The organism is Pedobacter albus, assembly GCF_036324255.1.
GTDB lineage: Bacteria > Bacteroidota > Bacteroidia > Sphingobacteriales > Sphingobacteriaceae > Pedobacter > Pedobacter albus.
In genome coordinates this window covers 470,460-491,044 of record NZ_JAZDQT010000002.1, presented here as the reverse complement: position 1 = coordinate 491,044, position 20,585 = coordinate 470,460, and the positions used below count along the sequence as shown (strand labels likewise).

Below are 20,585 nucleotides of genomic sequence, written 5' to 3'. Positions count from 1 at the left end.
AGGATTGCAAAGGTAGTAAATAGTGGGTTAGCCACTAGCCCTGATCGGGTAAAAACCTGCTTAAAATTGTTGGTCAGTGCGTTAAGTTTTGATGCAACATGAATTTTTTGTTAACAAAATGATAATTTATGGTTATCTTAATGTTTCCTAATTTTGTGGCATGCAAATAGCAACCTATGTGATCTATGAACTACTGATCAGAATAAAGGAACTCAATCCCGAGGTGGGCGACTTCGTTTCTTGCAGGAAAACCGATCGCGGCGTTTACGTACAAACAACCTCAGGCCAGATCACCATACCCGATAGTCTTTACCACAAACAATTCGAAGACCCAACCGAAATCTCTACCGCCGATCTACTTTCTTTGCTTTAAGCTATCCGTACCGTCAGCTTGTTTTGGGGGCGAAGTTCAGACTGTCGATTGCCAATGGATAACTTGCATTAAAATATGCTTGGAATTATATATTTTTATGGGACTGGCTTTATCCATCCCTAGGGGCCTGAAGACCAAAGAAAAACGATAAACCAAAATTTTAATGCATACAATTTTACCCTTTTTATTGGCCATGGTAGCGGCCATTGTGCTGTTGGAAATATGGGCCACCAAATTGCGGATTGCCTATCCCATCTTATTGGTGGTGGCCGGTTTGCTGGTTAGTTTTGTGCCTGGCCTGCCTCATGTCAAAATCAATCCCGACCTTATTTTCTTTATATTTTTGCCACCCCTGCTGTTTGAAGCGGCCTGGTCTATTTCTTTTAAGGAAATGAAAAAGTGGTGGCGCATTATCGGAAGCTTTGCCTTTTTGGTAGTGTTTTTTACGGCTTTTTCGGTAGCGCTGGTTACCAATTACTTTATTCCGGGCTTTACCATTGTGTTGGGTTTTTTGTTGGGAGGCATCGTTTCACCGCCAGATGCGGTAAGTACCGGCGCGATTATGAAATTCGTGAAAATTCCCAAATCGGCTTCGGCTATACTGGAAGGAGAAAGCTTACTTAATGATGCGTCTTCGCTCATTATTTTTCGCTTTGCATTAGTGGTGGTAAATACCGGACAGTTTTTTTGGAGAGATGCATCGCTCGATTTTCTGTGGATGGTGCTTGGCGGTGCAGGTATTGGCCTGTTGCTGGGCTGGATATTTGTAATGGCCCATAAAAAACTGCCTACCGATGCCCCTTCTGATATTGCGCTTACGCTAATAGAACCCTATTTTATGTATTGGATAGCCGAACAGTTGCACAGTTCGGGGGTATTGGCGGTAGTTTGCGGTGGCTTGTTTATGGCCAACCGGCGCCTGCTCTTTTTAAACAGCGCCAGCCGCATTAGGGGCTACAGCGTATGGGAAAGCTTTGTATTTATTCTCAATGGCGTTGTTTTTTTGTTGATTGGCTTGGGGCTTCCCGAAATTGTAGACGGCATTCGAGCCACGGGAATGCCATTGTCTACGGCCATTGGTTATGGCGTTATGGTAACCGGTGTGCTGATTGGTGCCCGGATGGTGAGTTCGTATGCCGCCATGGTGGCAACCCTTATTTTCCGACCCAGTGTAGCGCCACGGGCAAGTTCCAGACGCCGACAGCTACTGATGCCGCTGATGCTGGGCTGGACAGGCATGCGGGGCGTGGTATCGCTGGCGGCCGCCTTGTCTATACCCGTTAAATTAGACAATGGCGGAATTTTTCCTCACCGCGACCTGATCCTGTTCATTACGTTTGTGGTGATATTGCTTACCTTGGTGGTACAAGGCCTCACCTTGCCTTATCTCATCAAATATGGCCGTATATTCGAGGGTATGCACCAAGAATCGGAAGAGGAGGCTGCTAAAAAGATCAAAAGAGGCCTAAAAGTACATGTGCATCAATTCCTCAAAAACAAATACGAGCACGAATTGCACGACCATGTAGGCCTGCAGCGGCTTTTGACCCATTGGGAAGAAAAGCTGAAAACCGATAATGACGATTGGATGAGCGACAAAACCAAAGCCATCTACCTCGAAATGCTCGAGTGCCAGCGCCAATATCTGGTAGAACTTAATAAAGATGCAACCGTTAACGAGGAAATCATCCGTAGCCAACTGTACCAGATCGATTTGGAAGAAGAACGCTTGAAAGTTATTTAAGCCATCCTCAAACAAATAGGATGAGGTTTGCGCAATTTTGTATTTTGGATGTTGATTTGATATCTTGTGCTCATGAAGTTTAAGCTCAGGGCAGAAAATACAGGTGGCGAGTTGTTGCTTTTTAAAGAGGAGGCCGCTTTCGATCGGCTGTTTTTTACCAAAGACCGCTTTAACAAGTACTTTACCATTGCATGGAATAGAGGCCCAAGCCAAACATTAACCATTGACGGAACGGCATACGATTTTCCGGCCAATGCTTTGGTAACCTTGCTGTTTAACCAGTCTTTCCATTTTGAAGACCCTGCAAATGTTGTAGCCTGGCAGTTTAACCGCGAATTTTATTGCATCATCGACCACGACAGCGAAGTAAGCTGCGTAGGCTTTCTGTTTAGCAGTACCGATCATCTGTTTGTTAAGCTCGATGAACAGGGCGGACAAAAACTGCAGTTGCTGCTTGAGGTGTTTATTGAAGAATTTGGCAACCCAGATCATATCCAGCACGAAATGTTGCTGGTGTTGCTCAAGCGCCTTGTCATCTATACCACACATTTGGCAAAACTGGGGCACTTGCCCGTTAAAAAACTTCCCGACGAAAGATTCCACATCATCAGAAAATTCAACTTGCTGGTAGAAGCCAATTTCAAATCGGAACATTCGGTTAGCTTTTATGCCGCGCAGCTTTGCAAATCGCCCAAAACCCTGTCTAATCTTTTTGCCATCTTTAACCAGAAGAGCCCTTCGCAGGTTATTCAAGAAAGGATTATGGCCGAGGCCAAACGGCTGTTGTACTATACCGACCGATCGGTCAAGCAGCTCACTTTCGAGTTGGGCTTTGAAGACGTGTCCTACTTTTCCAATTTTTTTAAGAAAAATGCGGGCCTATCGCCTTCCGATTTCAGAAATCAGCCGGTTTCAAGCCGTTGATTTTAAATAAATTAAAACTTTTAGGGCCGGTTGTTGCTTATTGAATAGGGAAATCGGAAAGAGGCTTAACCATAAACGGCAATTTTTCGAATCCTTATGGTGAAACTAAATTTAGGAGTGATGAACAATCAAAACGAGCAACAAAGCAAGGCTAAAAATGCTTCAGAAGAACGCAAAAGAGAGAAAAATCAGGCCGATATAGATAGTACTACCCATTTGGAAGACGAGCGTACCAATGGAACCACTACCACGCCTACACCCAAGATGGTAGAAGGCTCGCAACCCAAAATTGCTAAACCTACCGAAGGGCAGGGTAAAACCGTGGCTCCCAACGATGAAAACGGCTAAGTTCGGCTTGTTTTTGTTTCGGGTTTACATGAATAAGTACTGGGCTATTGCCTCATTACCAGCTCAAACCACTTCCCGCAAAGAAGTGGTTTTTAATTTATAGTTAAGTCTTTGCAAATGCTTAAATTAGTATATAACCAAACGTTAATGACAACTTAGCAGACAAACTGGATGGAGTGCTTGAGCAAGCTTCTGTTGCCAATATTTAATTTAAAGCAAATATTAGATGATATGAAAAAGAGGCTCTTGTTTTCCTGTTCCTTGTTGCTCGCCTGGAATTTTTGCTTTGCGCAAGCCACTGAGCTCAAAAATATCCAGGCCTCCTTGCCCAACATCCACGATAGCCTCCGCTATGTAGATGCCTTAAACAGGATGGCCATGCTGCTGTATGAGAAAAATGTAGACAGCACTTTTTATTACACCAAAAAGGCCCGCGAAATTGCCGATCGCCACCATTATGCCAAGGGCAAAGCCGATGCCATGAACAACCTCGGCGTTTTCTTTGATATCAAAGGCAACTTTCAATTGGCCTTGCGCTATTACAACGAGGGTTATACGGTATACAAAAAACTGGCCGATTCGAGCAACTGCATACAGGCCATGATGAATATCGCCATGGTATACCAAGAAATGGGCAAAGACGATAAAGCCATCCAGCGTTTTAGCCAAACTTTTGAACAAGCCAAAAAGCTGCAGCGCGATTCGATCAGGTCGTTGGTTATTTACAATTATTTATTGTCCTATCCCACGCATTTCGACCGTTCGGCTACCCTTAATTACATCAAGCTTGCCAAAAATATTGCCACCAAGTACAACGACAAGCGGTCGCTATTGGCCATTGACCAGTTAATTGCCGATGACCTGATTAGCCATGGCAAACGAAGCGAAGGACTGGCCCTGCTTAGCCAAACCATTACGGCGGCCATCGATAAAAAGCTCTTTTATGTATCAATGGATATGCTCATCGATATAGCCCAGCAATTGGAGGCCACCAATCCCGAGCAAACCGTAGCCTATTACAAGCAGGCGATGGACATTGCCGACCATAACGAATACCAATACTATAGCGAGTTGCTCGCCAGAAAGCTGTTCGATTTTTATGATGCGCGCGGCGATGGGGCAACGGCCGCTATGTACAGCAAAAAACTGATCAATATCCACGACATCGAAGCCAAGCGAAACAGCGAATCGGGAATAGACTATATCGATTATGCGCTTAAAGACGAGCAAGTGAAATCGTTGGAAAATCGTTATGCCTATCAGGTAGCCCTGTCGGTATTGGCAGGTGTAGCTTTTTTATTGGCCATTGCTACGATAGTTTCGGTACGCAAGCATTTACGGCGCACCAGACAGCAGAACAACCAAATGAAAGAAGCATTGAGCGCATTGGAGCAAAGTCAGGCAGACAATACTCGCATGATGCGGATTGTAGCCCACGACCTGCGCAATCCGATTGGAGGGATGTATTCTATTGCCACATTGATGTTGGACGAGCCCGACCGGTCGGAAGAAGACCGTGTGATGCTCGATCTGATGAAAACATCGGGCCAACATTCACTCGAACTCGTTGATAACCTTTTGCAGTTGCAATTTAGCAGCGAAGAGTTCAAGAAAGAACCTGTTGATATTGCCGAAATGCTACAGTACTGCATTTCCCTATTGCAGAGCAAGGCCGAGGCCAAGCAGCAGCAGCTGAGTTTAGAAACAGTGCCTGCAACCTTGTCGGCCAGTAGGGAAAAGCTTTGGAGGGTAATCAGCAATCTCATTGCCAATGCCATTAAATTCAGTCCAAACGATGCCAAAATCAAGGTCAAGATGGTCAAAAACGCACTGGGTATCCGCATTTTGGTAAAAGACGAAGGCATTGGCATCCCAGCCGAAATGGGCGAAAAGATATTCGATTTGTTTACCGAAGCCAAAAGACCGGGCACTGCTGGCGAACAGCCTTTTGGGATGGGCTTAGCCATTTCAAAACAGATTGTGGAGGCTCACGACGGCAAGATCTGGTTCGAAAACAACGAGGCAAGCGGTACCACTTTCTTTGTAGAACTGCCCACTAAACTAACTGAAGCGAAAGCTTAGCGAAACACCAGGTTTAACGCAACTGGAAACTCGTCGGCAATAACCTGATTTTTAACAGCAGCGAAAAAATCCCAATCCTTGGGTTTGTGGTGGATGTTCCATTTGATGCGATCTATGTTAAAGTTGGCTTTTGCGGTAACCGTGTTTCCGGTTTTTTTGATCATAGCCATAAATTCGATAGGGTGGGTAATGCCCCTGATGGTGAGGTTGCCACTTACCTTGTACACATTGGCCTGTTTGGACCTGACTATTTGTTTCACCATCATGGTGGTCATAGGATATTTGGCTACCGAAAGAAAATCGTCGCCTTTCAAGAGCTTGTTCACTTCGGCTCGGCCACTGGCTGTTTCACGGTCGGTGCTATTGATGCTGTTCATGTCAATAACGAAAGTACCTGTTGAAGGATCGCCCGTGGAGGCATAACTTAGGCTGCCAGCACTAAAAGATAAATACCCAAAGTGTTGCTTGCCCATCGATTTGGGCGATTTCCAGAACAGGGTGCTTTTTTTGAGGTCGAGTTGGTAGGTTTGTTGGGCTATGGTTGCGAAAGGCAAAATACCCATTAAAAAAACGAGGATAGGTTTGTTGAACATGGTTGTAAAAATTTGTTTCGGTAAACCTAGCCATCCCCGTAAAGTATGCGATGCCAATTTTTGTAAATAAAATTGTAAACTTTGTAAAATCAAACAATCAGTTTATGGGTATCTTTCAAACCATGGCAAATACAAGCAACAAATACATTTTGGGCTTGTTGGCCTTGTTGCTCACGACGGTAATCTGTATGGCTTTTAGCCTGGGCAAAAACGATGATTTCGACCTGGCCAAACAAGAAATCCTGTTGCGCAAAATCGGGCACGAAGTATTGCTGCACGCTGGCGATAATACCTCGAGGGTATTGCCGGTAAAGAAAATTGCCTATAACGAATATGAGCTCCGGTTTGAAGACGAGTTTGCTTTTCAGCCCGATTCGCTAATCAAAATTATTAGTCGAACATTGGCTAAAGACGAATTGGCGACTAATTATATGGTAAACGTACGCAGCTGCGTGGCCAGAGAGGTGATATTTGGATATATGGTTTCTAAGAACCAATCCAATAACATTGTACCTTGTACAGGCCGGGTACAGCCCAAAGGTTGTTACCTGATTGATATTAAGTTTGAAAGCCCGATGATTTCTGCGGCGCAAAAGAACTACCTGATCGGCGGCTTGCCGATGTTCGCTTTCATTGGCTTGCTGTTGTTTCGTGCGGCGAAGACAAGGAACCGACAAAAGGATGTTCAAATTACAGGCGAAAATCATTTTAAATTAGGCAACACTTTATTCGATGCGCAAAAACGGCAACTGGTTTTAGGCGAAACGCAAACCGAACTTACCTTTAAAGAAAACAAACTGCTCGCCATTTTTGCATCTGCTCCTAACACCATCATAGCTAGAAGCAGGCTACAAAAGGAGATATGGGAAGACGAAGGCGTAATTGTTGGCCGTAGTTTGGATGTGTTCATTTCTAAATTGAGGAAAAAACTGGAAGACGACCCGGGTGTGAGCTTGGTGAATATCCATGGTAAAGGCTATAAATTGGAAATTATAGAGCCAAACTCATCGATTTTATAGCTAAAAGTGCTGATGCGCTATTGTAATGGCTTTTTTACAAAGCGGAAAATCACAAGTTCAAGGTCTTGTCAATTGGTGAAATCATAAAAGCCGATGGCTAATTCATGGCTCGAATTTAAGCCCTTATTTTCGTTGCAACCCGTTCTCGAAAAAAATCTTAGCGCCTAAGGCGCTGCAAGTGGGCACAACGCAAAGTTGTATTAGGTTTGTGGTCGCTTTGCTGCGCTTTTGCCGATTGTAAAAATGCTGAACATTCGATTACTTTACAGTTTATTTTTTTTGCGTTAAAGTTAATTTTTATTTAGTTTTGGTATGTTTTTAACCCCGATTCATCCTTATCAACGGGTTAGAAATGGATTAACTTAACGCTCACTCTCATGAAAACAAACAGTGCTATGGAGCTGCCGCTTCAGCATTATGCCCTTGGTCCAATCAACAAAAGGCGAGGCGCTCTAAAGACATCAGTTCAAGTCATTTCCCTTTACTTTTTTAAGCCAGTCACAGTCATTTAAAAACTATTGGCTTAGCTCTTTTCTTGAATCATCCCTAATTATTCATAATATGAGAAAATTTCTACTATTACTTATTTTTTTAACGTGTACCAATGTTTTTGCGAAGATAAAGGCTATGCCGCCGACTATTGGTAAACCTTCTTCGGCAATTGCAACTGATGCAATAAGCAAGGCTAAGCCTAATTCGCTAGCGCGATTTGCGCCAACAACCTACGATTTTGAGAATATTGGAAATGGTGGCACTACCTTTACTTCGAGTTCGAAGTCCTTCAAGCTGACCAATACTTTTAAGGGGGTGGTGTTTCCAAACCTTGGCTCCGGTAGCCCGCCTTCAGGTGGCTATGGAGATACCGGTATAAACACTGTTAAATCGGGAAATGTAGGCGGTGTACAAACAGTGAACGGCGAAACATTCAGGTTGGTGAGTTTAGATGTTTGGCCGTCAGCCGATCAAGGTGGCAGCGTACTGGCTTATGGCGCTTCCATACAGATTATTGGCAAAAAGGGAGGGGTTCAAGTAGCCACAGGAACTTATACCAGCGCTACTTTTAACCAAACGCCTATAGCCCAGGGTGGCGCATGGCATCGGGTTACCATTACCGGCGCTTTGGCCACTACCGATATCGATCAGTTTGAGGTTGTGTTGCAGGGAGCCCAGAACTATATGGCTATAGATCAGTTCGTGTATGATAATTTAAGTGCAACGCCTGTATTGTTGTCTACCTCGCCAACCCTTACTTTTAATAGTACCACAGGTTTTGTAAATAATATTGCAGAAGATGGTCAGGGAGGCTCTACACCTATTTCGGATATCAATATCCAAACCTATGCCATCAACAGTTCGGCGGTAAAGCTAACTGCCAATGCACTCGAATACCATGATGGAACACAGAATGGCTGGACCAGTTATCCGGCTATTATTACCTATGGACAAGGATCGTTTTATGGCTGGGCCATCAAATCGAGCGATGGCAGCAATTTCTCTTTGCAGTCGCTCAACTTTATGGATTGGGGCGAGCAAACGGGAATTAACTTCAAAATAGAAGCTTTTGACAACGGCGTTTCAAAAGGCAACCTGTCATTCTTGGGAAATACCAATGTTAGTTTTATTCCGCTTTCGCAGACTTCGGGCAACGCTAACTATCTATTGCCGGCTTCTTTTGGCAATGTAGATGAGGTCAGGTTTTATCGGGCCGATGGGGTCGATTCTTATATTGCTTTTAACGGCATTAAAGTGGGAACTGCGGTAGCAACACCTTCGCCAACCATTCCTGGGCAGCCTAGCAGCAGTACCATTTGCGCAGGTGCCAATACCAGCTTTTCGGTAACTGTTAATAACGCCACAAGCTATCAATGGCAGGTTAATACCGGCAGTGGCTTTAACAATGTTGTTGACGGAGGCGTTTACAGCGGTGCGGGTACTACCACATTAACTGTTACAGGTGCAACAGCGGCTATGAACGGTTATCTATACCGATTTGTGGCCACAGGTTCGGGATCGGCTACTTCTATTAACGCTATCCTAACTGTTAATTCGGCACCGGTTATCACGGCGCAACCGAGCGCCAGCACGATTTGTGCAAGTGCTAATACCACTTTCTCTGCCGCGGCCTCTAATGCCACTGGCTACCAATGGCAGGTTGACCAGGGTGCTGGTTTTGGCAACGTACCTAATGTGGCACCTTACTCTGGCACCACTTCGGCCACCTTAACTATTACCGGCGCAACCGCTGGTTTGAATGGCTATAGCTATCGTGTGGTGGCTACAGGAAGCTGTACGCCAGTTGCTGTATCTAACTCGGCTGCGCTAACTGTTAACTCGGCGCCAGTTATTACAACGCAGCCAAACAACGCCACTGCTTGTTTGGGAAGCAACACTTCTTTTACGGTTGTGGCCTCAAATGCTACGGGTTACCAATGGCAGGTAAATACGGGTTCCGGTTTTACCAGTATCACCAATGGCGCGCCTTACTCGGGTGCAACTAGCGCCACCCTAACCATAACCGGTGCAACCGCCGGAATGAATGGCTATATATACAGGGTAGTAGTAAGCGGAGCCTGCACTCCTGCGGCCACTTCAGGTTCGCGTACTTTAACTATCGCTCAAGCGCCATCCATTACGGCGCAGCCAAGTGCCAGAACCATTTGTGCGGGTGTCAATACTACATTTTCGGCCACGGCATTGAATGCTACTGGCTACCAGTGGCAGGTTGACCAAGGCGCCGGCTTTACCAACATCAGCAACGGCGCGCCTTATTCGGGTGCAACTACATCTACTTTAACCCTTACCGGTGCAACCGCTGGCATGAATGGTTATGTGTATAGGCTAGTGGCAACGGGAACCTGTACACCGGATGCCACCTCAAATTCGGCCGCATTAACAGTTAATTCGGCACCTTCTATTACTACACAGCCCAGCAACACCACTGCCTGTTTGGGAAGCAACACTTCTTTTACGGTTGCGGCCTCAAATACCACTAGCTACCAATGGCAGGTTAACCAGGGTGGGGGCTTCACCAACATCAGCAACGGGGGGGCTTACTCGGGTGCAACCAGTGCCACGCTGACCATTACCGGCGCCACAGCAGGTTTGAACGGCTATACCTATCGTGTATTGGTTTCGGGAAGCTGTACGCCAAGTGCTACGTCGAACAGTGCTACCCTAACCATTAGCTTGGCGCCAGCCATTACCGCCCAACCGAGTGCCAGCACGATCTGTGCAGGTGCCGCTACTACGTTTACGGCAACAGCTTCAAATGCCACAGGTTATCAATGGCAGGTCGACCAAGGTGCCGGCTTCTCAAATATTGCCGATGGCGGCGTATATTCTGGTGCTGCTACGGCAACCTTAACCCTTACTGGCACAACCGCTGGCATGAACGGCTATGCGTATAGGCTAGTAGCAATGGGAAGCTGCACGCCAAATGCTACCTCTAACTCGGCAGCTTTAACTGTTAATTCGGCACCGGCAATTACTGCCCAGCCGAGCGCCAGCACGATCTGTGCAGGTAGCAATACTACATTTACGGTTACGGCATCCAATGCCACTGGCTACCAATGGCAGGTTGACCAGGGAGGAGGTTTCAATAACATCACCAATGGAGTGCCTTATTCGGGTGCAACCAGTGCCACGCTGACCATTACTGGTGCCACAGCTGGTTTAAACGGCTATATCTACCGCGTAGTTGCTACAGGAGCATGTACGCCAAATGCCACCTCTAACGCGGCAGCGCTAACTGTTAATTCGGTACCGGCAATTACGGCACAGCCTAGCAACAAATCTATTTTTACAAGTGCCAATACTACTTTTACGGTTACGGCTTCCAATGCTACGGGCTATCAATGGCAGGTTGACCAGGGAGGAGGTTTCAATAATATCACCAATGGAGCGCCTTACTCGGGAGCAAATACTGCAACCTTAACCATTACCGGTGCAACTATCGGGATGAATGGTTATGTATATAGGGTAATAGCAACGGGATTTTGTACGCCAGCTGCTGTTTCTAGCGCGGCAACATTAAGTGTAGCCATACCCGCACCTGTAGTGACCAGTGTTAGCGTACCTACAAATGGCACCTATAAAATGGACGACCCATTAACCTTTATCGTCAATTTCTCTAATACAGTTACCGTTACCGGAACGCCATCATTATCATTAATCATCGGATCAACAACCAAACAGGCAAGCTATGTTTCGGGAAGCGGTACGAGCGCTCTTGTATTTACTTATGCCGTAGCATCGGGCGATTTGGACAATAATGGCATTGCTATTAATACCCTTGCCCTGAACGGAGGCACCATCAAGAACGGAACAGACGATGCGGTTCTTACGCTGAATAGCGTAGGTAGCACAGCTGCAGTATTGGTTGATGCGGTACAACCGGTAGTTGTTTCGATCAACAGGGTGGGCACTACGCCAACCAATGCAGCTACTTTAGACTATACGGTTACATTTTCTAGAAACATAACTGGTGTTGACATCACTGATTTTAGCATTTTCAATATTGGAACAGCAAATGGAACCATAACCAGCATAAGCGGTTCAGGTACAACTTACACCATTACAGTTGGTAGCACTACCGGATTGGGCACGCTACGCTTAGATCTGAAAAATAGCGGAACAGGTATAACCGATGTGGTTGGCAATCCGATTAACGGAGGCTATACCGGTGGACAATCTTATACCATAGATAGGGTGCCACCAATTGCACCTTCAATACCAGATTTGATTGCTGCGGATGATACCGGCATTTCAAATACAGATAACATCACCAATAAAAACATCCTTACTTTTACGGGAACTGGTGCAGAAGCCAACGCCTTGGTTAGGCTGTATGTTGATGGCGTAGAGAAAGGTTCGGCCAATGCAAACGGAAGCGGAGATTGGTCGGTTACAACCAGTACCTTAACTGAAGGAAACCATGCCATCACGGCTAAGGTAGAAGATGCGGTAGGAAATTTGGGCGCGGCTTCGGCAACCCTGAATATCACCATCGACCGAACTGCACCAAACGCTCCTTTGGTGAGCAGTCCCGCAAACGGAAGCATTATTTATACCGGTGCACCAGCCATTGGCGGAACCGCCGAAGTTAACTCGAGTATTGATGTCATCATCGATGGATCTACCATCAGCAACGCTACTGCAACGGATGCCTCAGGCAATTGGACTTATACTCCAACTGTAGCCTTAACTGATGGAGCGCATACCGTAAAAGTAACAGCTGCCGATATTGCAGGAAATGTGAGCCCGCAAAGCAACTCCAATACCTTTACCATCGATCTTTCTTCAACTATTAACGTTTCGGGAACCATTACAGCCATGAGCACCACTTACGCCACGGCTTCAGCGCCTAAAGCATTTAGCGTTGCGGCGACTAACCTTGCCGGAAGTATCTTGCTTACCCCGCCAACAGGTTTCGAACTCAGTGCAGATAATGCAAGCTTTAGCAATACCTTAACCATAGGCTCGGCCGGAACGCTTTCAAGCACGCCTGTTTACGTACGCCTAAAAGCGGGTATCAATGCAGCCAACAATTATAATGGCAATATTGTATTGAGCAGTTCGGGAGCGGTAAACAAAACCATCGCCATTGCGACAAGTACGGTTAGTCCTAAGCCTATTACGGTAGCTGCTGTTGCAGGAAATAAAGTGTACGGAAATGTTGACCCTCTCAAAACCTACACTGTAGTTCCGGCACTCGAAACCGGCGATAGTTTTATAGGCTCGCTTTCGCGTACAGCTGGCGAAAATGTAGGAAACTATACCATCACCCAGGGAACTTTGAGCGCAGGAGGTAATTACCTCATCACTTATAACGCGGCGCTGTTTAATATTGCAACCAGACCGATTACAATCATTGCGGATGCCAAAAGCAAAACCTACGGAGATGCTGATCCAGCATTGACTTATGCGTTAACTGGAAGCCTGGCTTTTTCAGATACTTTTGCAGGCGCATTAACCAGAAACCCTGGCCAAAATGTAGGTGCTTATGCCATCACCCAAGGAACTTTGGCATTGAGCAGCAATTATGTTTTAACCTATGTGGGCGCTAACCTAAGCATTGGAGCAAAAACCATTACGGTAACTGCCGATGCCAAGAACAAAACCTATGGCGATCTCGATCCGGCATTAACTTACGCTTTCAGTCCTGCTTTGGCCTTTACCGATACCTTTGTAGGTTCATTGAGCCGTGCCGCTGGTGAGAATGTAGGCGCTTATGCCATCAACCAGGGAACCTTGGCCTTGAGCAGCAACTATGTTTTAGCCTATACCAATGCCAACCTCAATATTGGTGTTAAAACCATTGCAGTAACTGCGGATGCCAAAAACAAAACCTATGGCGACCTCGATCCGGCATTAACTTATGCTTTCAGCCCGGCTTTGGCCTTTACCGATGCTTTTACAGGTTCGTTGAGCCGTACGGCAGGCGAGAATGTAGGTACGTATGGCATCAACCAAGGTTCGTTGGTGTTGAATGGCAATTATGCCCTAACTTATACCGGCGCTAATTTAAGCATCGGCACCAAAGCCATCACCGTAATTGCAGATGCCAAAAGCAAAACCTATGGCGATCTTGATCCGGCATTAACTTATACTTTCAGTCCGGCTTTAGCCTTTAGCGATGCCTTTGCAGGCTCGTTAAGCCGTACAGCTGGCGAGAATGTGGGTACGTATGGCATCAACCAAGGCTCCTTGGCCTTGAGTGGCAACTATGTTTTGACTTATACCGGGGCTAACTTGAGCATCGGTGCTAAGGCTATAACCGTAGTAGCTGACGCGAAAAACAAAACTTATGGCAATGCAGACCCAGCTCTAACTTATACCTTTAATCCAGCCTTGGTAAGTGGCGATAACTTTACAGGTGCTTTGAGCCGTACTGCTGGTGAGAATATAGGTACTTACGCCATTAACCAAAATTCGTTGGCATTAAACGGCAACTATATCTTAAATTATACCGGAGCTAACTTAACCATTGGTGCCAAAACCATTACTGTAATTGCCGATGCGAAGAGCAAAATTTACGGCAGTGCCGATCCGGCTCTTACTTATACTTTCAGTCCGGCCTTGATCAGCGGCGATAGCTTTACGGGCGCTATTTCGAGAGCAACTGGCGAGAATGTGGGTACTTATGCCATCGGTCAGAATACCTTGGCTTTAAGCAGCAACTATATCTTGAACTATACCGGTGCCAACTTGGCCATCACCAAAAAACCTTTGGATGTGATTGCAGGCAATGCCAGCAAAACCTACAACGGCCTGGCCTTTAATGGAGGCAACGGCGTAACCTACAGCGGTTTTGTGGGTACCGACAATGCAACCAACAGTTTGACGGGAACACTAACCTATACCGGCACGGCCCAAGGCGCCATCAACGCAGGTACCTATGTGATCACACCTGCCGGCTATGCCTCGGCCAACTACCAGCCAAACTATGTAAGTGGCAACCTAACTGTAAACAAGGCGGCATTAACCGCCAAGGCCGACGACAAGGCGCGCTGCTACGGCCAGCCTAATCCGGCCTTTACGGTAACTTACACCGGTTTTGTAAACGGAGAAACAGCCAGCGCATTGGCCACCGCACCGGCACTGACCACAACCGCCAACGGCAATTCTATCGCCAACAGCTATCCGATCAACATTACTGGCGCTGTGTCGAATAACTATACATTCACCTACCAAAATGGAACCTTAACTATCAACCCGTTGCCAATCGTAAACATTACCTCGAGCAAGGGCGCATCGTTGAGCAAGGGCGAAACTACGGTACTTGCCGCAACAGGCGGGATTTCTTATGTTTGGGCAACTGCAAACGGCATTGTAAGCGGACAGAACACCGCCTCGCTTACGGTAAGGCCAAGCGCAACTACTACCTACATGGTAACGGCTACCAATGCCACCGGTTGTAGCGATGTGCAGTACATCACCATCGAGGTGAGGGATGATTATCAGGCTATTAATGCCACCAATATCCTGACCCCGAACGGCGATGGCGTGAACGACAAGTGGGTGGTAGAAAACATAGACCAGTATCCGAACAACGAAGTGAAGATCTTCGACAAAGCGGGTCGCGTATTATATGGCAAAAAAGGCTACGACAACAGCTGGGATGCCACCATTAACGGCTTGCCACTAAACGAAGGAACTTATTTCTACATCATCGATTTCGGACCTGGCAAACTGAAGAAAAAAGGTTTCATCACCGTTGTACGTGAAAGTAAATAAACAAACGACTAATTATTTTTCAAATGAAGAAATTACATATTCTAACCGCTCTGGGACTTATTTGCAGCGCTTTAACCAGTAAGGCGCAATTAGATCCCCTCTCATCGCAGTATTATTACAACCGTTATCAAACCAATTCGGCTTTTGCCGGGTTTGAGCACGGCGTAAACCTGAACGTGGGCTTCAGGAGCATGTGGAACAATATTCCAGGTGCTCCAGTAACGCAGGCTATTACCTTCGATTATGGCTTTCAGCGCTCAGGCGTAGGTCTCAACGTTTACAACGACAAGGCCGGTTTGCAACGCCAAACCAAGGTGTTGGCTAGTTACGCCTATCACTTGCCGCTCAGCGAAAAAAGCAAGCTGAACTTTGGCGTTTCGTTGGGCTTTACCAACCAGCGCTTGAGCACGTCCGATATTAATGGCAATCCGAACGATGTATTGGTAGGCCAGTACAATGATCGCGAAACCTATATCGACGGCGATTTTGGCGCAGCCTATACCAACGACCGCTTAACCGTAAGCGCCTCATTGCCCAACCTGAACAAGCTGTTTAACCGCGATGGTTCAAAAGTGGCCGATATTTCGCGCTTCTACTCGGCGGTAAGCTATAAAATTCCATTGGCAGGTACAGGCCTGCAAGGCGAACTGCTCGAACCTTTGGTAGCCTATCGAATGGTGGAAGGCTACAAAGACATTTGGGATGCCGGTGCGCAACTGTCGGTGTTCGATCAGCAGGTTTTGCTTTCGGCCATTTACCACAGCACGGAAAATGCAACCTTTGGTTTGGGTATGGACTACAAGAGAAAATACCTGATCAGTGGTTTGTACACTACCAATACCTCACAGCTGAGCAATTATACCAATGGTAACTTTGAGCTTTACCTCAGGATCAAATTTGGTAAATAACCCAATATTCATCTCAAATAAAAAGGCAAACCGGTATTAATCCAGGTTTGCCTTTTTTTATGCGCTTAAAGTTTGAGCAGTATTTTTAGACCCGAAAAAGCAATCTGTAGGCCCACACAGAAAATAAGGAAAGCCGAAATTCGGTTTACGATGTTTTCTCCGTTTTTGCCCAAAAATTGGATCAGTGTTTTGGTGTTGAAGTAAAAAAGGTAGATCAAGATGCACATGGCGAGGATCGAAACCAATATGGCCGCCATATTTACATAGTAGTTGGCACTGCCTACGGTAGAGCTGTGCGCACTGAGTGTAAACAGTACTGAAATGGTACCTGCGCCAGTAGTAACCGGAAAAGTAATGGGATAGAACAGCTTATCTTTAAGATGCTTATAAGCCGCAAAAGGCTCGTTTTCTTTTGTTTCTTCAGATTGGTCAGGTGTTTTTTCCTCATTGCCCGATAAAAACTCCCAACCCATCTTGCAGATCATAATACCACCTGCCAGTTGCACAATCGGGATAGAAATGCCAAACAATTCCAAAATCCAGTGGCCGGCAAACAGTGATACCGTACAAATCAAAAAAGCATAAAATACGATTTTGGTTACCGCCTTCCTTTTTTCGCTGGTGCTCAAGGACTGGAAATAGGGGCTGACCATAAATGCCGACCCAATGGGATTGACTACCGGAAATAGCGCAATAATGCCTATAAAAACCAAATGGATGAAAGAGTTGAAGAAAGCGGGCATAATAACAGGTGCTTGTTGTATATTCAAATATAAGGTCTTAGGCAAAAAATAGACGATAAACTTGAATATCCATTTGCTATATTTAACCATGCAACACCCAATAGCCCAAACCATAGACGAATATATTGCCGATTTTCCGCCAGCGGTGCAGGAGCTATTGCAGCAGGTACGTGCAACCATCGCGCAGGCTGCGCCCGAAGCTACCGAAGCCATCAAATATGCTATTCCAACTTTTGTGTTCCACGGTAATTTGGTGCATTTTGCGGGCTATAAAAACCACATCGGCTTTTATGCCACGCCAGGAGCGCACCAAGATTTTGCCCAAGAATTGGCACCTTACAAGCAGGGCAAAGGATCGGTGCAATTTCCGATAGACCAGCCTATGCCTTTAAGCCTCATTACGCGAATGGTGAAATACCGGATGCAGAAAAACCTGGCCAAGCTGGCTGGTAAGAAGAAATAGTATGATTAACCTTTGCCTTTGTATTTATTTTCTGAGCAGGGCCAATAAGCCGAAAATTGGTCCAATAGCCAAAAGCATATAAATGTATTGCGCATTTTCCTGATTAAGCAAGGCGTTAATCAGTTGCACGCTGGCAATGGTGGTGGCAAAACCCATGCAGTTAACCATGGTTAAGGCCGTTCCTTTCGATTCTCCGTCCGCATTTTGAGCCACCAGTGTAGAAAACAAAGGCGAATCGGCAATAACAGCGATTCCCCAAACCAATAAAAAAAGCAGCAGGAGCGGTAACGACGAATTTAACAATACCAAAGGCGAAAGCAAGGCACAAGTGCAGGAAATACCCAAGGCTATTGTGGCTGTTTTTTTCGTTCCCAGACGCAAGGAGAGCAGGCCACTGCCCACGCAGGCCAAGCTGCCAATGCCGATAATGCAAAAGGAAAGCCACGAAATAGGCAGTTGCAGCTGCGGATAATGCTGTTGATAGTTGGCCAACATCAACGGTACAAATACCCAAAAGGCATACAGTTCCCACATGTGTCCCAAGTACCCAAAAGTGGCGGCTCTAAAATTTTGGTTTTTAAAGCCTTTTAAAAACGCCAGCCAATTTAGTTGCTGTGCAGGTTTACGGTAAGGACCATCGGCCACCCAAAACCTGATGGTCAGGCCACCTGCAACAGCTAGTAGCGAAGTGGCATAAACCACATATTGCCATTTCAACGCAGGCAAACTTTTGAGCAGGTGCGGAAAAGCGGTGCCCAAAACCAGCGCGCCCACTAAAAAACCTAAGGACTTGCCCAAGCTTTGCTGGTAATAATCGGAAGCAATTTTCATCCCAACCGGATAAATGCCCGCTAAAAAGAAACCCGTAACAGCCCGCGATAAAATCAGGCCACCGGCACCTAGTCCAGCAAATACCATAACCAAATTGGCCAAAGCCGCAATCAGGGCACAAACAAAAAAGACTTTCGAGGGCGAAAAACGATCGGCAATGCCCAGCAAGGCAAATACCAGTGTGCCCACAATAAAACCTAGTTGCACGGCACTGGCCAAATGGCCCAAATAGCTGGCCTTAACCTCGTAGGCTTGGGCAATATCTGCCATAATCGCATTGCCGGCAAACCACAAGGAAGTACAAAAGAACTGTGCAATTACAATGGTAGGCAGAATCCATTTGGGTACAGTTTGGTTGGCAAGAGGCATAATGGGGCGCTTGATTTGGACGCAATTTAGGGAAATGATGAGGTAAATATACTGGCTAAGTTTTTAAAACTTCGCTAGTGTGCTCGTATTCCTCTAAAAAGTCCTCAGCTTGATCAAGGCCATAAAGTGGTCCCTAAACTTGTCGCTGATAGGAATTTGCTTATCGCCCAGGTAAAGGTGATTATCCTGTATTTTGTCGACCTGTTTAATATTCACGATGTACGAATTGTGTACCCTTACAAAAGGAAGCTTTAACTGGCTTTCTACTTCTTTTAGCCGTTTGTAAACCAGCAATTGCTCATTGGCTGTGGCCAGGCGCACATATTCCTTTTCGCCCTCGAAATAGAGAATGTCTTCGAGGCGGATTTTGCTTAAGGTCTTACCCGATTTGACAAAGAAATATTCGTCCTGCAACATTCCGTTTTCGGGTGCCTTTGCAGGTTCTGACTTGTCGAAATAGAATTCTATTTTCTGAATGGCCGACAAAAAGCGTTTGAGCGTAATGGGTTTGAGCAGGTAATCGATGGTTTGGTAGCTGTAGCTTTCGGCAGCGTGTTCAGAATAGGCGGTGGTAAACACAATTTTAACCCCGGGAGGCAACAAACCGGCCAATTCCATACCGTTTAACATGGGCATATTGATGTCGAGAAAGACAAAATCGACCCGGTTTTCCTTCAAATAAGCCAAGGCTTCGAGCGCATTGTAGCAGATGGTGGCCAGGTTCCAGTCGGTGGTTTGTTTCACCAGCACCTCGAGCAGGTTAACTGCATTCGGCTCGTCGTCAATAATCATGCAGGTTAAACTCACTGTATCGGAATTTTAAAGTAAGCCATAAAATAACCTTCGGCCTCGCCGGTACGCAGCTCAAAATTATCGTTGTACAAAATAGCAAAGCGCTTGCGCAGGTTTTCGATGCCCGAACCCACCGTACGATTGGTTTTGGTGGCTACCGAGTTGATGGTTTTAAAAATCAGCGTATCGCCTTCTTGCAGCAACGAAATATCGACCCGGTTATTGGTACTGGTTTTGTCTATGCCATGTTTAAAGATATTCTCTACAAAAGTCATCATCAGCATGGGCGGTATTTGATAGTCTTCGGCATAGTCTTTTGTAAAATTCAGTGCAATCTGATGCCTGATCCTGATTTTTTCCAGCTCGATGTAGTTCTCCAGAAAATTCAGCTCCGTGGAAATGAAAACCTTGGCTTTCGGGCTGTCGTCAACAAAATAACGCATCATATCCGCCAAACGCTCAATCAGTCCGGCGGTTCTCGGCGCCTCAATATAAGCTTCGTAATAGATATTGTTGAGGGTATTGAACAGAAAGTGGGGCTGTACCTGCGATTTGAGCAGGTTGAGTTCGGCCTGTGTTTTCTGCAACAGGATTTCTTCGGTCTGTTTTTTCAATCCGAAATAGGCCAAGGCTATCCTGAAGATGAAGCTGAGCAGAAAAATAAGCAAACCACTGATGCTGATGTAGAGCACGCGGAGGAAAGTGGTTTTTTCGGGCATGTCGTGGCCAAAAAAGGTATTGTACACATAGTTGACCAAATAGCCCTTTGCTGCCCCATAGCCGATTAAAAAAACAATTACCAAAACTACATAGATTGTTTTTTGGTTGCGCTCGTAAAAGCGCGGAAAAAGCCAGTTGATGTTGCCATAAATAATGATGGCATAAAATAAGGTATTGATCAGGTTGAATACAAATGACTGGCCAATGGTGCTCAGTGGCAAAGTAGAGAAGAAGGAAATCAGAAAAATGGCGGTCCACACCAACCATTGAAACTGCGTCGTATTTACCTTTTTAGGGTTTAGGAAATCCATTGCTAAATATACAAAGTTGCCACGTAAGCCGCGTTGTGGCTTCAACCATTTGCCTCTGATTTTAAACCAATGCACTCAAATGGCAAAATTGGCCTGTGGTTAAAAATATGCACGATATGGTTGAATACAT

At 45.9% G+C, this 20,585-nt stretch carries 14 protein-coding genes; 9 read left to right on the top strand and 5 right to left on the bottom strand.

Annotated features, from left to right (window positions below; all coding sequences use genetic code 11):
* The first annotated feature begins 160 nt into the window (after positions 1-160).
* From VRU48_RS11955 to VRU48_RS11935, 5 genes are all read left to right on the top strand, one after another.
* Positions 161-373, top strand: coding sequence for a hypothetical protein (locus VRU48_RS11955; protein WP_330108145.1), 213 nt, complete (start codon positions 161-163; stop codon positions 371-373).
* A 163-nt stretch (positions 374-536) separates the two neighbouring features.
* A complete protein-coding gene (locus VRU48_RS11950; RefSeq protein ID WP_330108144.1) occupies positions 537-2,117 on the top strand; it encodes a Na+/H+ antiporter in 1,581 nt (526 codons plus the stop codon).
* A 72-nt stretch (positions 2,118-2,189) separates the two neighbouring features.
* The gene (locus VRU48_RS11945) at positions 2,190-3,041 is read left to right on the top strand and encodes a helix-turn-helix domain-containing protein (protein ID WP_330108143.1); all 852 of its coding nucleotides are present in this window, start codon (positions 2,190-2,192) and stop codon (positions 3,039-3,041) included.
* Positions 3,042-3,161: 120 nt separating this feature from the next.
* A complete protein-coding gene (locus VRU48_RS11940; RefSeq protein WP_330108142.1) occupies positions 3,162-3,389 on the top strand; it encodes a hypothetical protein in 228 nt (75 codons plus the stop codon).
* A 231-nt stretch (positions 3,390-3,620) separates the two neighbouring features.
* Positions 3,621-5,471: a tetratricopeptide repeat-containing sensor histidine kinase gene (locus tag VRU48_RS11935; RefSeq protein WP_330108141.1), complete on the top strand. Its 1,851-nt coding sequence runs from the start codon at positions 3,621-3,623 to the stop codon at positions 5,469-5,471.
* On the opposite strand, the gene VRU48_RS11930 is transcribed toward VRU48_RS11935, so the two are convergent.
* Positions 5,468-6,064: a YceI family protein gene (locus VRU48_RS11930; RefSeq protein WP_330108140.1), complete on the bottom strand. Its 597-nt coding sequence runs from the start codon at positions 6,062-6,064 to the stop codon at positions 5,468-5,470. The two genes, VRU48_RS11935 and VRU48_RS11930, sit on opposite strands and share 4 nt — an antisense overlap.
* 122 nt (positions 6,065-6,186) lie before the next feature.
* Here VRU48_RS11930 and VRU48_RS11925 point away from each other — a divergent pair, with 122 nt between their 5' ends.
* The 3 genes from VRU48_RS11925 (at position 6,187) to VRU48_RS11915 (ending at position 16,226) form a co-directional block, all read left to right on the top strand.
* On the top strand, positions 6,187-7,083 hold the full coding sequence (locus VRU48_RS11925) for a winged helix-turn-helix domain-containing protein (RefSeq protein WP_330108139.1): 897 nt from the start codon (positions 6,187-6,189) through the stop codon (positions 7,081-7,083).
* 627 nt (positions 7,084-7,710) lie between these two features.
* The gene (locus VRU48_RS11920; RefSeq protein WP_330108138.1) at positions 7,711-15,318 is read left to right on the top strand and encodes an MBG domain-containing protein; all 7,608 of its coding nucleotides are present in this window, start codon (positions 7,711-7,713) and stop codon (positions 15,316-15,318) included.
* 23 nt (positions 15,319-15,341) lie between these two features.
* A complete protein-coding gene (locus tag VRU48_RS11915) occupies positions 15,342-16,226 on the top strand; it encodes a PorP/SprF family type IX secretion system membrane protein (RefSeq protein WP_330108137.1) in 885 nt (294 codons plus the stop codon).
* A 65-nt stretch (positions 16,227-16,291) separates the two neighbouring features.
* On the opposite strand, the gene VRU48_RS11910 is transcribed toward VRU48_RS11915, so the two are convergent.
* The gene (locus tag VRU48_RS11910) at positions 16,292-16,996 is read right to left on the bottom strand and encodes a MarC family protein (protein WP_330108136.1); all 705 of its coding nucleotides are present in this window, start codon (positions 16,994-16,996) and stop codon (positions 16,292-16,294) included.
* 61 nt (positions 16,997-17,057) lie between these two features.
* Here VRU48_RS11910 and VRU48_RS11905 point away from each other — a divergent pair, with 61 nt between their 5' ends.
* Positions 17,058-17,432 (top strand): iron chaperone, encoded by a 375-nt coding sequence (locus VRU48_RS11905; RefSeq protein WP_330108135.1) that lies wholly within the window; start codon positions 17,058-17,060, stop codon positions 17,430-17,432.
* A 24-nt stretch (positions 17,433-17,456) separates the two neighbouring features.
* Here VRU48_RS11905 and VRU48_RS11900 read toward each other — a convergent pair whose 3' ends face one another.
* The 3 genes from VRU48_RS11900 to VRU48_RS11890 form a co-directional block, all read right to left on the bottom strand.
* Positions 17,457-18,632 (bottom strand): MFS transporter, encoded by a 1,176-nt coding sequence (locus VRU48_RS11900; protein WP_330108134.1) that lies wholly within the window; start codon positions 18,630-18,632, stop codon positions 17,457-17,459.
* Positions 18,633-18,725: 93 nt separating this feature from the next.
* Positions 18,726-19,439 carry a LytR/AlgR family response regulator transcription factor gene (locus tag VRU48_RS11895; RefSeq protein WP_330108133.1) on the bottom strand — a complete coding sequence of 238 codons (714 nt, stop codon included), beginning with the start codon at positions 19,437-19,439 and terminating at the stop codon, positions 18,726-18,728.
* A complete protein-coding gene (locus VRU48_RS11890; protein WP_330108132.1) occupies positions 19,436-20,455 on the bottom strand; it encodes a sensor histidine kinase in 1,020 nt (339 codons plus the stop codon). The genes VRU48_RS11895 and VRU48_RS11890 overlap by 4 nt, the downstream gene beginning before the upstream one ends.
* Positions 20,456-20,585: the final 130 nt, after the last annotated feature.